The 15,094-nt window shown below is 66.6% G+C and carries 15 protein-coding genes; 7 read left to right on the top strand and 8 right to left on the bottom strand.

The annotated features are described in order from the left end of the window. Window positions 1–11 precede the first annotated feature (11 nt). From QX039_RS23115 to QX039_RS23100, 4 genes are all read right to left on the bottom strand, one after another. Window positions 12–386, bottom strand: coding sequence for a DUF1850 domain-containing protein (locus tag QX039_RS23115; RefSeq protein WP_315772690.1), 375 nt, complete (start codon window positions 384–386; stop codon window positions 12–14). Further along, window positions 383–2,476, bottom strand: a complete 2,094-nt coding sequence (locus QX039_RS23110) for a TRAP transporter permease (protein ID WP_315772783.1) — start codon at window positions 2,474–2,476, stop codon at window positions 383–385. The genes QX039_RS23115 and QX039_RS23110 overlap by 4 nt, the downstream gene beginning before the upstream one ends. A 155-nt stretch (window positions 2,477–2,631) precedes the next feature. Further along, window positions 2,632–3,594, bottom strand: a complete 963-nt coding sequence (locus QX039_RS23105) for a TAXI family TRAP transporter solute-binding subunit (RefSeq protein WP_315772689.1) — start codon at window positions 3,592–3,594, stop codon at window positions 2,632–2,634. 208 nt (window positions 3,595–3,802) lie between these two features. Further along, window positions 3,803–4,279 carry a hypothetical protein gene (locus tag QX039_RS23100; RefSeq protein ID WP_315736112.1) on the bottom strand — a complete coding sequence of 159 codons (477 nt, stop codon included), beginning with the start codon at window positions 4,277–4,279 and terminating at the stop codon, window positions 3,803–3,805. Between the two features lie 173 nt (window positions 4,280–4,452). On the opposite strand from QX039_RS23100, the gene QX039_RS23095 reads away from it, so the two are divergent. Then, window positions 4,453–4,755 carry a hypothetical protein gene (locus tag QX039_RS23095; protein ID WP_315736110.1) on the top strand — a complete coding sequence of 101 codons (303 nt, stop codon included), beginning with the start codon at window positions 4,453–4,455 and terminating at the stop codon, window positions 4,753–4,755. A gap of 18 nt (window positions 4,756–4,773) precedes the next feature. Here QX039_RS23095 and QX039_RS23090 read toward each other — a convergent pair whose 3' ends face one another. After that, the gene (locus QX039_RS23090; RefSeq protein WP_315772687.1) at window positions 4,774–5,955 is read right to left on the bottom strand and encodes a hypothetical protein; all 1,182 of its coding nucleotides are present in this window, start codon (window positions 5,953–5,955) and stop codon (window positions 4,774–4,776) included. Between the two features lie 25 nt (window positions 5,956–5,980). Beyond that, window positions 5,981–6,610, bottom strand: coding sequence for a CoA pyrophosphatase (locus QX039_RS23085; protein ID WP_315736106.1), 630 nt, complete (start codon window positions 6,608–6,610; stop codon window positions 5,981–5,983). 80 nt (window positions 6,611–6,690) lie between these two features. Here QX039_RS23085 and QX039_RS23080 point away from each other — a divergent pair, with 80 nt between their 5' ends. The 3 genes from QX039_RS23080 (at window position 6,691) to QX039_RS23070 (ending at window position 9,596) form a co-directional block, all read left to right on the top strand. Continuing rightward, window positions 6,691–7,113 (top strand): PaaI family thioesterase, encoded by a 423-nt coding sequence (locus QX039_RS23080; RefSeq protein ID WP_315736104.1) that lies wholly within the window; start codon window positions 6,691–6,693, stop codon window positions 7,111–7,113. A 160-nt stretch (window positions 7,114–7,273) separates the two neighbouring features. Next, window positions 7,274–8,284, top strand: a complete 1,011-nt coding sequence (locus QX039_RS23075; protein ID WP_315736102.1) for an aldo/keto reductase — start codon at window positions 7,274–7,276, stop codon at window positions 8,282–8,284. A 1-nt stretch (window position 8,285) separates the two neighbouring features. Then, window positions 8,286–9,596, top strand: coding sequence for a tetratricopeptide repeat protein (locus QX039_RS23070; protein ID WP_315736100.1), 1,311 nt, complete (start codon window positions 8,286–8,288; stop codon window positions 9,594–9,596). A 6-nt stretch (window positions 9,597–9,602) separates the two neighbouring features. On the opposite strand, the gene QX039_RS23065 is transcribed toward QX039_RS23070, so the two are convergent. Together QX039_RS23065 and QX039_RS23060 are read right to left on the bottom strand one after the other, a co-directional pair. Next, window positions 9,603–10,568: an NAD(P)-dependent oxidoreductase gene (locus tag QX039_RS23065; RefSeq protein ID WP_315736098.1), complete on the bottom strand. Its 966-nt coding sequence runs from the start codon at window positions 10,566–10,568 to the stop codon at window positions 9,603–9,605. Between the two features lie 155 nt (window positions 10,569–10,723). Beyond that, on the bottom strand, window positions 10,724–12,025 hold the full coding sequence (locus QX039_RS23060) for a Xaa-Pro peptidase family protein (RefSeq protein WP_315736096.1): 1,302 nt from the start codon (window positions 12,023–12,025) through the stop codon (window positions 10,724–10,726). Between the two features lie 122 nt (window positions 12,026–12,147). Here QX039_RS23060 and QX039_RS23055 point away from each other — a divergent pair, with 122 nt between their 5' ends. The 3 genes from QX039_RS23055 to QX039_RS23045 are packed head-to-tail and all read left to right on the top strand — an operon-like array spanning window position 12,148 to window position 14,828. Continuing rightward, the gene (locus QX039_RS23055) at window positions 12,148–13,206 is read left to right on the top strand and encodes a LacI family DNA-binding transcriptional regulator (protein WP_315736094.1); all 1,059 of its coding nucleotides are present in this window, start codon (window positions 12,148–12,150) and stop codon (window positions 13,204–13,206) included. A gap of 57 nt (window positions 13,207–13,263) precedes the next feature. Continuing rightward, entirely contained in the window at window positions 13,264–14,082 is an 819-nt protein-coding gene (locus tag QX039_RS23050; RefSeq protein ID WP_315736092.1) for a CoA transferase, read from the top strand. Then, window positions 14,079–14,828: a CoA-transferase gene (locus QX039_RS23045; protein WP_315736090.1), complete on the top strand. Its 750-nt coding sequence runs from the start codon at window positions 14,079–14,081 to the stop codon at window positions 14,826–14,828. Before QX039_RS23050 ends, QX039_RS23045 begins: the two co-directional genes overlap by 4 nt. The last annotated feature ends 266 nt before the right edge of the window (window positions 14,829–15,094 follow it).

Raw genomic sequence — 15,094 nt, 5'->3', positions numbered from 1 at the left:
TCGTTCGTTCGTTATTCGTTACAGGCGCTCATCGTGATGGTCGCTGCGCCGATGTCATGGCCGAAGATGTCCGACAGCGTCCGGCATTGCCCCTCTGTACAGATGCGCCACTCGCCGGCCGCGCCGGAATTGGCGAGCACGATCCGCGACAGCGGCCCCCGCTGGGTCTGCCACTGGAACCAGCCGTCGACCAGCCGCGCCTCCGGCGGCGGCTCCATGCCCGCGCCAGAGCCCTTGACGCGCGCCTGCACCAGTTCGAGACCGTCAGACGTGACGCGCCAGTCCTCCTGCCACGCGGTCTTCTCGACCGAGTGGGTCCAGGCCAAAGTGAAGCCGGCGAGGGTCAGCGCCTTCACCACACCTGATGAGGCGAGGCAGAGGCTCAAGCGGAGGCCGCCACGGCAGCCGGCGGCCGCTGCCGCCACTGCCACGCCACGATCACCACCGCCAGTGCAAATCCCAGCACGTCACTGTAGGGAAATTCGCCGAGCAGGCAGACCGACGCGACGAACGCCAGCAGACGCTCGATCACGGTCATACGCGTGAACAGGAAGCCGATCGCCACCATGCCGAACAGGCCGATCGAGATCAGCGCCTTGACGCTCGCATAGACGACCGCGCCCAGGAAGCCGAGCTGCGCCTCCATCGGGTCGCCGGCCTGCAGCATCAATGCCGGCGAGTAGACGAAGATGAAGGGAATGACGTAGCCGGCGAGCGCGATCCGCATCGCCTCCCAGCCGATCTTGTCCGGATTCTCCTTGGCGATCGGCGCCGCCGCCAGCGCGGCCAGCGCGACCGGTGGCGAGAGGTCCGCCATGATGCCGTAGTAGAACGCGAACATGTGGCTCGCGATCAGCGGCACGCCGAGCTTGGCGAGCGCAGGGGCCGCCAGTGCCGCGGTGATGATGTAGGTCGGGATGGTCGGAATGCCGGTGCCGAGCAGGATCGACAGCAGCATGGTCATGATCAGCGCCGCGAACAGGCTGGTCTTGCCGAGGCCGATCACCCAGCTGCCGAAGATCGAGCCGACGCCGGTCTGCGTCATCATGCCGATGATGACGCCGACGATGGCGCAGGCCATGCCGACGGTCAGCGCCGACTTCGCGCTCTCGGCGAGCGAGTCGCGGCAGGCGTGCAAGGTCCCCATGCCGCCGCGCACGAAGCCGGTGATGACGATGAGCGCGACGACGACGGCGGCGACGGGCACGATCTGCAGGCCGTTGCGCGACAGCGCGCCGACGACGAGCGCCAGCCCGATCCAGAACACGTAGCGCAGCACCTGGTTGGAGAAGCCCATGGTGATCGAGGTGCCGAGGATCAGCGCCACCGTGAGCGCGAGTCCCATCGAGCCCGCATACAGCGGCGTGAAGCCCTCGAACAGCATGTAGACCAGCGCGGCGAGCGGCAGCACGAGGTACCAGCGCGCCACCAGCGCCCTCCAGGCGCTCGGAATCTCCGACGGCTTCATGCCGGTCAGGCCGTGCTTGCCGGCCTCCAGATGCACCATCCAGAACGCCGAGGCGAAATAGAGGATGGCCGGGATCACGGCCGCCTTGACGATGACCGAGTAGTCGACTCCCAGCGTCTCGGCCATGATGAAGGCGACCGCGCCCATGACAGGCGGCATGATCTGGCCGCCCATCGACGCGGTGGCCTCGACGCCGGCCGCAAAGGCGCGGCGGTAGCCGAACCGGATCATCAGCGGAATCGTGAACTGGCCGACAGTGACGACATTAGCGACGCCCGAGCCCGAGATCGTGCCCATCATGCCGGAGGCAAACACCGCCACCTTGGCAGGCCCGCCGCGGGTGCGCCCGAACAGGCCCAGCGAGACATCGGTGAACAGCTGGATCATGCCGGCATGCTCGAGGAACGAGCCGAACAGGATGAACAGGAAGATGTAGGTCGCCGAGACGTAGATCGGCACGCCGTAGAAGCCCTCGGTGCCGAAGGAGAGGTGTGTAATCACCTGATCGAAATCATAGCCGCGATGGTTGAGCGGCGCCGGCAGATACTGGCCGAAGAACCAGTACAACAGGCAGGCGCCGCACATCAGCGGCAGCGCGAGCCCCATCAGCCGGCGCGTGCCCTCGAAGATCAGTACCGCCAGCAGGGTTCCGACCACGAGATCGGTGCGCGTCGGATCGCCGTCGCGCGCGATCAGATCCGCATAGAAGATCCACTGGTACAGCCCGCAGAGGAAACCGATGGCACCGATGGTCCAGCCCGCGAAGCGCCCCGCATCGGTCTTGGCGGTGAAGTTGCCGATCAGGCCGAAGGTCAGCAGCAGCAGGAAGCCGACATGGACGCCGCGGACGACCTGGCTCGGCAGATAGTTGAAGGCGGCGACGTAGAGCTGGAATATCGCAAAGGCGAGCCCGATGCCGTAGGCGAGATAGCCCCAGCGGCCGGGGCCGAAGCCTTCCGGAAAGCCGTGCTCGAAATTGTCGAACTCGACCTTGACCGGCGTTTCCATGTTCACGGCTTCAATCGTCATGATCCCCCCAACGCGCCCATCAGGCGCTGCTGACCATGGCCGCAATCACCTGAACGACAAGACTGCGCGGAGGGCTTCCCGCGCAGCCGGTTGCGAATGATCCGGCCTGCAAGGAAGGCCGGGCGAGCAGCTCCTTATTTCAGGATGCCCTTTTCCTTGTAGTAGCGGATCGCGCCCGGATGCAGCGGCACCGGGCTGTCCTGCGCCGCTGTCTCCAGCTTGATCTCCTTGCCGGCGGCATGCGCATTGGCGAGCTCCGGCAGCGAATCGAAGATCAGCTTGGTCATCTGGTAGGCGAGATCGTCTGATACCGCCGAGCTGGTGACGAGATAGTTGATCACAGCCGCGGTCGGCACGTCCTTGTCCTGGCCGGTATAGGTGTTGGCCGGGATGATCGCCGCCACGAACGGCGCACCGATCTTTTCGACGACCTCCTTCGGCACCGACACCACCGTGATCGGCGACGAGGTCGACAGATCCTTCAACGAAGCGACGCCGAGGCCAGCCGACTGCAAGGTGGCGCCGAGCTGCCGGTTCTTCATCAGGTCGACGGATTCGGCGAAGGGCAGATACTCCACCTTGCCGAGATCCTTGTAGCTCATGCCGGCGGCGGCGAGGATCGCGCGCGAGTTGAGCTCGGTGCCGGACTTCGGCGCGCCGACCGACAGGCTCTTGCCCTTGAGATCGGCCAGCGTCTTGATGCCGGACTCGGCCGTCGCGACGATCTGGATGTAGTTCGGATAGATCGCGCCGATCGTGCGCAGCTTGTCCAGCTTGGACTTGAAGCCGGCCTCCTCCTCGCCGTTCCAGGCGGCCTTCAGGGAGTCGCCGAGCGCGAAGGCGAGCTCGCCGCGTCCTTGCTGCAGCAGGATCAGGTTCTCGACCGAGGCCTTGGTCGCCTGCACCTGGGTCTTCACATTGGGGATCTTGTCGCCGTAGATCTTCCCGATCGCGACACCGAGCGGATAGTAGACGCCCGACGTGCCGCCGGTGAGCACGTTGATGAAGCTCTGCGCCTGCGCCGCAGGCGCCGCGAGCAGGCAGGCGGCTGCCAGAATGAAACCGGTTGCAGCGCCAGAGAATGTCGAGAAACGCATGGATCCTCCCATTGATTTTGCCGCAAATTGGACGGCTGCGGGCGCTGGGTCAACCCATCCGAAGGACTGGCGCACCGGCCGCTCCCGCTCCCACGGCGCAAGGCCGGGACCGATGCGCCCCGCGTTCAATCTTACATTGACAGTATCACCAGCTTGAACCGCAGGTGCAGCCCAATGCGGCGGGCCGCCTCCCTCGCGGGGCCACCGATCATTGGAACGTCATGTCGAGGCATTTGGAGATGTCCGAGCCGAGCCCGGACGAGATCGTGATGCAGCCGCGCACCTTCTGCTGGGTCGCATCCGCCACCCAGATCGAGTAGCCGCCATTGCCGAAGAAGGAGTTGGTGTTCGCCGGCTCGGTCTCGGTGGCGTCGAACTCGTATTTGGAATCAGTGTCGAACACGCGCGGCTTCCTGGTACAGCCGCCGTCGGTCTGGACGTTGATGACCTCCTTGTTGTCCCGGGTCAGCGACAGTGAGACCTGGCAGCGGAAATATTCCGAGGTCTTCACGTTGAAGAGGTAGGCGTAGGACTTGCAGACGGCCGTATTGAGCTTGCCGGCGGAGAGACCGCGGCTGCAGGCGATGCGTTGGTTGTTGGACAGCTTGAAGTCGTCGGCCCGGGCGGACGCCAACGTCACCAGCGACAACGCCGCAACCCAACCGATCTTCGTGACGAGGCTCATCCGAATCATCCCCAAAGTGTTTTCTTGGCCTATGTTTCTAAACCACGCTGCAGGATAATCGCGAGATCGGCGAATTTAAAAATCCGCCAACGATCACTGCGCTGCGACGGGGCGACGTTGACGCTGCCTCATCGTTCGCGATTTGTTCGAGACGACATCGATTGGAGGAGGACATGAAGAGCCCGGTTCTGAAAGCCCTTATCGCCCTCGGTGCGCTGGGCGCACTGACCAGCGCGGCGCGCGCGGCACCGCCGGAGCCGTGGGAGCTGAAGCCCGACATGGGCTACGCCTATGGCAAGGATGGCAAGACGCTCGCCTACAAGATGGGCACCAAGAACGCCGACATGCTGCTCAAGGGCGCCAAGAAGGTGCCGAAGGGCACGCTGTTCTTCGTCGGCCAGAACGGTCAGCTCTACATGCGGACGGCCCCCTATCTCGACGGCGACGGCAGCTTCTCGTTCGGCGCGGATGAGTGAAGGCGAGCGAGCGCAGCCTCAGAACGCCGCCGCCAGCTCCTTGGCGCCGGGCAGGCCGCTGAGCGAGTCCATCCTGGCATCCGTCACCGCAAGCAGCTTCGCCACGGTGTTGTGGCGAACGGCGACCGGATTGCGCTCATAGCCGCCGCGCTGGAAGAAGTTGGCGGTCGGAACCTGATCGCGCATCTCGAGCGGCATCGTCACCATGTCGAAGCCGGTGCCGTCCCCGGTGAGATTCATCATCTCGAGCTCGGCGGCGGAAAGCGGCCGGGTGTAGCCCTTGGCGCGCGCGAACAGCACCGAGGTCAAGAGCTTGTGGGTCTGCAGCATCGGCCCGACGTCGATGTCGAGCACCATCGCATGCATGGCCCACCCCTGCGGCGTATTGCCGATCTTCTCATGCGCCGACCAGTCGTCCGGCACGGAGCGCGCAATCGCGACCATCTTCTTCAGGACCGCGAGCTTGTGCTCCATCGCGCCCCGCGCCGGGCCGGACGTCTGCGCCACGCGTTCGCCGAGCAGGCGGATGAACAGCGGGCCCTGCTCTGCCAGCAGCTCGACACTGTTGGTGGTCAAGAGCTGATTGTAGCCGATCGCCGTCGAGATCGCGCGGTTGCCCTTGAAGCCCGATTGCGAGTCATGCTTGCCGTTGCCGCCGGTCTCGAAGGCATAGACCCGCACCGCCTGCTCGCGCGTCAGCCCCGACGCCGCGGCGAAGCGCGCATAGGCGCGCTTGAAATCGATGTCGTTGGCGGGGCGCTGCGGCGACCATTGGAAATGCTCCTGTGCCGCCTTCACGAGGTCGGCGACCACGGGGATGTATTTGCGCTCGCGCGGCTCGCCCTCGGGTTCCGGCTCGGGGTTCACCGGCCGCTTCGGCCCGGTGTAGACCGGCGGCTGCTCCAGCACATAGTCGTCGAGCCCGATCGGCTGGCGGTCGCGGCGCTTGGCATTGCGCGCACGGCGCTTGTCGGCGATCGCCTTCCAATAGGCGCCCGCCTCCTGGTCGAACTCCGCCCGCGCCTGCTGATATTCGGCGAGTTTGCGCCGATACTCCGCAATCGCAGCCGGCGATGCCATCTGCGCCAAAGCTTCGCGCGGCGCGACCGGTGAGCCGGGTTCCGCGGCCAGCAAAGGCAGCGCGCCGGAAACGGCGCAGGCGAGAATCAGGGCAAGGGTGCGAATCGGCTGATGCAGCATGCCGCCCTTGTAGCCGAAACGGCGGCTACTTCCAGGCGAACACCGGCTGCTCCAGCTCGTGCACCCGGGTGTCGCGGCCGGACAGGACCTCGCGGAACTGATAGATCAGCGCTGCGGTGGGCGCGTGAATGAGACCCTCGCGGGCGTGAAAACGGATGACGCGCCGCGTGCTCTCGGGGATCGCAGTGAAATCGAACGCGTCATCCGCCGTGATCGCATCGAGGCCGATCCGGTGCACCGAGGAGACCTCGTCTGGATTCGGCCGCAGCGTGCGGCCATTGGCCGCCCATACGACGACGGGGGTAATCAGATAGCCCGACCGTGTCGGATAGTCGTCGAGCAGGCCCAGCACCGCATCCGGCGCCAGGACCAGCCCGAGCTCTTCCGTGAGCTCGCGCAGCGCGGCCTCGACCGTCGTTTCGCCGGCGTCGCAGCGTCCGCCCGGCAGCGCCCATTGCCCGCCATGGCTGCGCAGCCCTGCAGCACGCAGAGTGAGCAGCAGCGCCGTGTTGCCGGTCTCGTGGTGCGGGGCCAGCGCGATCACCACCGCCGCGCGCTTCAGCGAGGCCGCCGCCACAGTCGCCTCCAGCCGCACGAAGCCCGCGCAGCAGCTTGCGATTTTCCGCCTCGTGGCATCGTCGAACGGCATCGGCATGCAGCTTGACTACACCAGGCCGGCGACAGATGAAACGACCTCCAGGCCGGCTCGGGCCACAACGGGAAGGGTCTTCAGCGATGACGAAATCAGCCGCGGCCAGGATGACGTCCGACGGCTGGGAGATCGTCGACACCTCCGGTTTCCTGCATCTGATCGGCCCGCTGTGGCAGCGGGTCGTCGGCGGTGTCCACGAGTACGCCATCGTCACCGAGGACAAGCATCACAACCGCCGCGGCCTGGTCCAGGGCGGCGTGATCATGACGCTGGCCGACCGCAGTTGCGGCATGACGGCCCGCTACGCCGCGGGCAAGGAGCACATGGCGACGATCCAGTTCGACACGCATTTCGTCGAGTCCGGCAAGATCGGCGAGACCCTGGTGTCGCGGCCGCATGTGGTGCGGATCACCCGCAGCCTGGTGTTCATCACCACGGAGGTCATGGCCGGACATCGCGTGATCGCGATGGCCTCGGGTGTGTTCAAGATTCTGAAGAGCGAGTGAGCCGTGATCTCGCCTCTCCGTCATTGCGAGGAGCGCAGCGACGAAGCAATCCAGAGTCCCGACCCGGCCCTGGATTGCGTCGCTGCGCTCGCAATGACGCGCTGAGAGAGTTATCGTATCCCCTTCGCCCGCGGTGGTGACGGTTTGAAATGAGGCAAGAATGCAATATCGCCAGCTCGGCCGTTCCGGCCTGAAGGTGTCGCCGATCTGCCTGGGGACGATGATGTTCGGCGGTCCCACCGACGAGCCGACATCCGCCCGCATCATCGCCAAGGCGCGCGACGCCGGCATCAACTTCATCGACACCGCAGATGCCTACAACAAGGGCGCTTCCGAGGAGGTGGTCGGCCGCGCCATTGCGCGCGAGCGCGACCGCTGGATCGTCGCCACCAAGCTCGCCAACCCGATGGGCGACGATCCCAACCGCGCCGGCCTGTCGCGGCGCTGGGTGCTGCAGGCCGCGGACGAAAGCCTGCGGCGGCTCGGCACCGGGCACATCGACCTCTACTACCTGCACAAGGAAGATCACGCGACGCCGCTCGAGGAAACCGTGCGCGCGATCGGCGATCTCATGCGTGCCGGCAAGATCCGCTATTTCGGCGTCTCCAATTACCGCGCCTGGCGGCTCGCCGAGATCTGCAATCTCTGCGACGCAGTCGGCATCGACCGCCCTGTCGTCAGCCAGCCCTACTACAATGCGATGAACCGGATGCCCGAGGTCGAGCACCTGCCGGCCTGCGGCTATTACGGCCTCGGCGTCGTGCCCTACAGCCCGCTGGCGCGCGGCGTGCTCACCGGAAAATACAGCCCCGATGCGCCGCCGGACAAGGACACCCGCGCCGGCCGCAACGATACGCGAATGATGCAGACCGAGTGGCGGCCCGAATCGTTGAAGCTGGCGCGGGAGATCAAGCGTCACGCCGAGACGAAGGGCTTCACGCCGGGACAGTTCGCCGTGTCCTGGGTGCTCAACTCCGCCTTCATCAGCTCCGTGATCGCGGGTCCGCGCACCGAAGCGCAATGGGACGACTACATCCGCGCGCTCGACTATCCCTTCGCCGCCGACGACGAGGCGCTGATCGACCGGCTGGTCGTGACCGGTCACGCCTCGACGCCCGGCTACAACGATCCGGCCTATCCGATCGAGGGCCGCAGGCCGCGGGTGGGCTGAGATGGAGGAGGATCGCTACGGCCTGCCACTGTCGACCGCCTCCACTGACGCGGCCGCAGCCTATCGCGAGGGCATGGATCTGCTGCTCGCATTCTGGCCCGGGGCCACTGACGCGTTCGAGCGGGCGATCATGCTCGATCCGGAGTTCGCGTTGGCGCACGCGGCGCGTGCCCGCATCCACGCGATCTACATGCAGCGCGAGGCGGCGCTGCAGACCATCGCACGCGCCCGCGACCTCGCTGCCAAGCGCGGCACCCCGCGCGAGCAGAGCCATGTCGCGACCCTGGTGCTCGCCATCGAGGGACGCGGCACTGACGCGCTGACATCGACCCTGGCGCATCTGGCGAACTGGCCGCGGGACGCCATGATCATGGCGCTCCCGCTCGGCGCTTTCGGCCTGCTCGCCTTCTCCGGCCGCGCCGATCACGATGCCGCCCGCCGCGACCTCTGCGACCGCTTCGCCGCTGATTATGGCGAGGACTGGTGGTTCATGTCCAACCATGGCTGGGCCCTGACCGAGGCCGGCGAGTTGGCGAAGGGCCGCGCCGTCACCGAGCGCAGCTTCGCGCTGCGCCGGCACAACGCCTACGCCGTGCATGCGCTGCTGCATGCGATGTTCGAGGACGGCGCGGTGGACGAGGCCGATGCGCTCGTCGCGGGGTGGATCGGCGACTATGACCGCACGGGAATGCTGCATGGCCATATCTGCTGGCACCAGGCGCTCGGCGCGCTGGACCGGGGCGATGCCGACAAGGCGCTGGCGGTCTATACCGACGTGCTGGTGCCGACGATGGACTCGGCGCCGCCACTCAACACCCTGTCCGACTGCGCCTCGCTGCTGTGGCGGCTGATGGCTGACGAGCAAACGGTGCCGCCCAACGCATGGGCCGACACGGCGGCCTATGCGAGCACGCGCTTCACGGGTTCGACCCTCGCCTTCGCCGAGATGCATCTGGTGATGATCGCGGCAGCGACGCATGACAGCGCCGCGCTCAAGGGACGCCTTGCCGCGATCGAGCGGCGGCAGGCCGAGGGCAGACTGCCGGCCGGGCGCATCGTGCCGCACATGTTGCGGGCGCTGCGTGCGTTCGCCGATGACAATTGGCGCGGATGCGCGCGCGAGCTTGCGCCCGTCATCGGCGATCTCCCCCGCATCGGCGGCAGCCACGCGCAGCGCGAGGTGATCGAGGACACCTACATCCTGGCGCTGATCCGCAGCGGCGCGCTGGCCCAGGCACGCGACCTGCTCGATGCCCGCCTGCACCGCCGCCCCTCCGCGCGCGACACGCGCTGGCGGGCGCTGACGGTTTGACGGACGTTATCCCTCCGTCTCCAATCCCGTCGGCATCGGCACGTTCTCGGGCTGCAGCTTGAGACCCGCCGCGAGCGCGACGGTCTCCAGCAGCGCCGCAAAGTCCTTCTCCAGATAGCCGGCGGGATCTGGTTGCAGCGAGGCGGCGCCGACATGGGCCTGCAATGCCTCGCGCGTCGCGGCCGTCACCGGCATCGCGACGTCGAGCTGGCGCGCTGCCGACAGGCCGAGATCGAGATCCTTGCGCAGCAGCGGCGGCGTGAAGGTCGTGGTCCAGTCGAGATTGACCAGCGCGTTGCTCTTGTACCTGGTGAAGGTCGAGCCCATCACGCTGGCATTCATGAAATTGAGGAAGGCATGGCGCGGCACGCCGGCCTTCTGCGCCAGGATGGTGATCTCGGCCAGGTTCTGGATCACGACGCCGAGGAAGACGTTGTGCGCGATCTTGCAGATGCGCGCGAGCTCGCCCTCGCCGACATAGGACACGCCGGAGACGGCGATCTTCGCCAGATACGGTTCGATGACCTCGAACGCGGCCTTGGGGCCCGAGACCACCGACGACAGCTTGCCGGCCTTGACGCATTTGCCGTTGCCGGACACCGGCGCCCGCACGAACTCACAGCCCAGTCGAACGAGCTTGGCGGCGATCGCCTCCGACTGCTCGATGCCGATCGAGGAGCAGTCCACCAGGATCCGGGGACGCGATCCAGAACCGGCGGCCACCAGGCCGTTGTCGCCGAAATAGACCTGCTCGAGATCCTTGCCCGTCGACACCATCGTGAACACGATGTCGCACGCGGCGAGATCGCGGGGATGATCGACGATGACGCCGCCTTTCGCCGCCAGCGGCTCGGCCTTGGCGCGGGTGCGATTGAAGATCGACACCTTGTGGCCGGCCTTGAGCAGGCGCTCAGCCATTGGATAGCCCATGCGCCCCATGCCGATCCAGCCGAGCGAATGCGTCGTGGTCATTGTCGTCTCCTCGTCCTACTTATCACGGATGCCGTCATTGCGAGGAGCGAAGCGACGAAGCAATCCAGAGTCACGGCTGCCGCCCTGGATTGCTTCGCTTCGCTCGCAATGACGAAAACACGAAGACCACTCTCCTGGTCGCACCGTCCATTCGCTCAGTAGCGGTTGGCGATCGGCAATTCCTCGGCCGGGAACAGCGTGATCACCTGACAGCCCTTGTCGGTGACCACCACCTCCTCCTCGATACGCGCAGCCGAGAAGCCGTCGGTCGCCGGACAGTAGGTCTCGAGCGCGAACACCATGCCGGTCTTGATCTCCATCGGATTGTCCAGCGAGACCAGCCGCGAGATGATCGGGCGCTCATGCAGCGCGAGCCCGAGGCCGTGGCCGAACTGCAAGCCGAAGGCCGCCATCTCCGAGGGAAAGCCGAACTCCTCGGCCTTAGGCCAGACCTTGGCCACGGTGTCGGTCGAGACGCCCGGCTTGATCAGCGCGATCGCATTGTCGAGCCATTCGCGGCACTGCTTGTAGGCGTCGTGCTGCGCCGGCGTGGCGCGGCCGACGTTGAAAGTGCGGTAGTAGCAGGTCCGGTAGCCCTGATAGGACTGCAGGATGTCGAAGAACGCCTGGTCGCCCGGACGCAGGATGCGGTCGGTGAAATTGTGCGGATGCGGATTGCAGCGCTCACCGGAGATGGCGTTGATCGCCTCGACGTCGTCGGAGCCCATCTCGTAGAGCATCTTGTTGGCAAGCGCGACGATGTCGTTCTCACGCACGCCCGGCTTCAGGCGCTCGTAGATCGAATGATAGACGCCGTCGACCATGGCCGCGGCCTGGTTGAGCAGCATGATCTCGTCGATGTTCTTGATCTCGCGCGCGTCCAGCATGACCTGCTGGCCATCGACCACCTTCATGCCGGCCTTCTGCAGCTCGAAGAACATCGCCGTTTCCGCAAGGTCGACGCCGACAGGCATGTCGGCAACGCCTGCGGCGCGCAAAAGGCTCATGACCTCCTCGGCATGCGCCTTCATCAGCCCGACCGCCGGCGGCACGGTGCCGCGCATCCCGAGCATGCCGGCGCGGCAATTCTCCGGCGCCAGCCAGTCACAGAACAGACGATGGTGGACGGCCGCCGAGCCGAAATCCCACACGATCGGCTCGCCGTCGCCGGCCAGCAGCGCGAAACGGCACAGCTTGTCGCGCTCCCATTCGCCGATCTTGGTGCCGGACACGTAGCGAATGTTGTTGACGTCGAACAGCAGCAGCGCACCATAGCCCGACGCCTTCAGCGCCGCGCGCGCCCGCGCCAGCCGGTAGCGCCGCAACCTGTCGAAATCGACGCGGCGCTCGAAATCCACCGAGACATGGCCATGCGACGGAATCGCCCGCCCCCAGCGCCAATGCGGATCGAGATGCTCCGGGCTGACCAGATGCGGCTTCAGCGCGCTCGCTGTCATGTGGACGTTTCCCATTGTTCTATTGCAATCGATTGCAAAGCCGAATTTATTGCATACACGCAAAGCGTGTCAAGGTATAGCATGATCAAAACGTCGTTGCGCGGCGACATCAGAGGCTGGGAATGAAACGGACATTGCGACCGGCAGCAGGCCTGCATGCGTCGTCCTCGCGCCCGACGATCAAGGACGTCGCCGCCCGTTGCGGTGTGCATCCCTCGACGGTCTCGCGCGCGCTCAGCCCGGCGATGAAGCACCTCGTCGCTGCCGATGTCGCGGACAAGATCCAGGCCGCAGCCAACGCGCTCGGCTACCGGCTGAACATGGCCGCCAAGGGCCTGCGCACCGGACGCAGCGGCCTGATCGGCGTGCTCGCGCCGGATATCGCCGACCCCGGCTTTCCGCCGATGCTGTCCGGCATCGCCGATCATCTCCACGCCCAGGGCTATGCGACGATCGTGGCCGACGCCGGCACAGAGGGGTCGGAGCGGGATCTCGTCGACCGGCTGATCGCGCGCGGCGTCGACGGTCTGGTACTGGCGACGGTGAGCTTGCGTGACGACGTCGTGAAGCACTGCCTGGATGCAGCGCTGCCGGTGGTGCTTGTCAATCGCGTCGATGCCGCCGGACTCCTGCCCTCGGCAGCCAGCGACGACGCCGCCGGCATGCGTCTCGCCGTCCAGCATCTCGTCGCGCTCGGCCACCGGCGCATCGGTCACGTCGCGGGCCCGCAGCACATCTCGACCGGCGCACGCCGCCGCGCCGGCTTCGAGGCCAGCATCAGGGCTGCGGGACTGTCGGCCCGCCATACGCCAGTCGAAGCCGTCGAAACCTATACGCGTGCGGCGGGTCGCGAGGCTGCGCTGCGCCTGCTCGCGCGGCGGACGCGCCCAACCGCAATCGTCGCCGCCAATGATCTGCTGGCGCTCGGCGTCTATGACGCGCTCGCCGCGCGCGGCCTGACCTGCCCCGGTGATATCTCCGTGGTCGGCCACAACGACATGCCGTTCGTCGACATGGTCGCGCCGCCGCTGACCACGGTGCGGATCGCCCAGCGCGACATGGGGGAAGCCGCGGCGCGGCTGCTGCTCGACCGCCTTGCCGGGCGCGAGGCAGCGACCGACCACATCGTATTGGCGCCGGAGCTCATCATCCGCGGCTCGACGGTCGCATACGAACACTGACACGTCCGCGGGGCATCGCTACACTGCGCGGCAAAGCAACAACGGGAGGATACGCCGATGACGGAGATGGTCGGCCTGGAGGCGCTCGTCGCATCCATCGCACCGGGACAATCGATCGCAATCCCGGTCGACCGTGCCGGCGTCTCGATGGCGGCGACGGCGGCCATGATCGAGGCCGGCCTCACCGGGCTGCATCTCGTCTGCGTGCCGATATCAGGCCTCCAGGCCGATCTGCTGATCGGCGCCGGCGTGGCCGCGGTGGTGGAAACCAGCGCCGTCTCGCTCGGCGAGGCCGGCGGCGCACCGCGCTTCGTCGCGGCCGTGCGCGACGGCAGCATCCGCCTGCGCGATGCCACCTGCCCTGCGATCCATGCCGGCCTGCTGGCCGGGCAGAAGGGCGTGCCGTTCATGCCGATCGCCGGCATCATCGGCAGCGATCTGCTGCGGGTCCGCCCCGATTGGAGGGTGATCGACAGTCCCGTCGGCGAGCCTGGCAAGGTGGTCGTGGTGCCGGCGATCACGCCCGACGTGGCGCTGTTTCATGCCCCCGAGGCTGACCGCTTCGGCAATGTCCGCATCGGTCGCTACCGTGAGCTGGCGACGATGGCCTATGCGGCGAAGCGCACGCTGGTCACCGTCGAGCGCATCGTCGATCGCGATTTGATGGCGACCGAGGAGTCCGCGGCCGGCGTACTGCCGGCGCTCTATGTCGATGCCATCGCGGTGGCCGAGAACGGGGCCTGGCCGCTGCCGCTGTGGGACGAGTACGAGACCGATGGCGCCGAGCTGGCGCACTACGCCGCGATGGCGCGCACCGACGAGGGCTTTCGCAGCTATCTCTCCGCCTTCCTGACCCGCTGCAAGGAGGTGGCATGACCATGCACCACGAGCGCGCACGCAAAGAACTGCTGATCACCGTCATCGCCGACCTGCTCGATGGCATCCGCCATGTCGCCGTCGGCGCCTCGTCGCCGATCCCGGCGGCCGGCGCGATGCTGCTGCGCGCACGCAACGCGCAACAGGGCAAGCCGCCTGTCCGCATCTCGATCCTCGGCTCGAGCCGGCACAATTTCTTCACCAATGGCGGCGTCGAGCTGTTCGACTGCGCCGCGCAGGGCCGCGTCGACGCGTTCTTTCTCGGCGGCGGCCAGATCGACGGCGGCGGGAACATCAACCTGGTCGGCACCGGCGACTATCCGCGGATGGATGTGCGTTGGCCGGGCTCGTTCGGCTCGGCCTATCTCTACCATCTCATTCCGCGGGTGATCCTGTTTCGCGAGGAGCATTCGCCGCGCGTGCTGGTGCCGAAGGTGGATTTCGTCAGCGCCGCGGCGACCACGCCGGAGGTGAGGCGCCGCGGCGGACCGCATGCGCTGCTGACCAATCTGGCGCTGTTCGATTTCGACCGCGAGCGCGGCGGCTTCCGGCTGCGCACGGTGCATCCCGGCTACTCGGCAGAGGACGTGCGCGATCGTACCGGATTCGATTATGCGGTGCCGGAGATCGTGCCGCCGACGCCCGCGCCGGACCGGGCGACGGTCGAGTTGATCCGCGGCCGGATCCTCGACGAGCTCGCCGAATGCTATCCGGAATTCGCGCGCGCGATGGCTGCAGCGGCTTAGCTAGCGATCCAGGCTACGCCTGTCCAGGCTGGTGCCGACGCCAAAATTGGATCGCCAATTGGATGCATAGGCCACCGCACGCCGCGGGGCGGGCATTTTGAACTCGGCAACTCCGCCAAAGGCTTAAATGGACGAACGAAGTAAGAAAACTCAGAAGGGCCCATCGCCATTCCGCTGAGCTATGCTGCGACCGGAACGGTTTGCCGCCGCTGGTCGCGGCGGGTCTGGCGCACACACCGTCCACGATGCCCGGGGGGCCAAAGCCG

The organism is Bradyrhizobium sp. SZCCHNR1043 (assembly GCF_032489675.1).
GTDB lineage: Bacteria > Pseudomonadota > Alphaproteobacteria > Rhizobiales > Xanthobacteraceae > Bradyrhizobium.
This window is presented reverse-complemented; position numbering and strand designations above follow the sequence as displayed.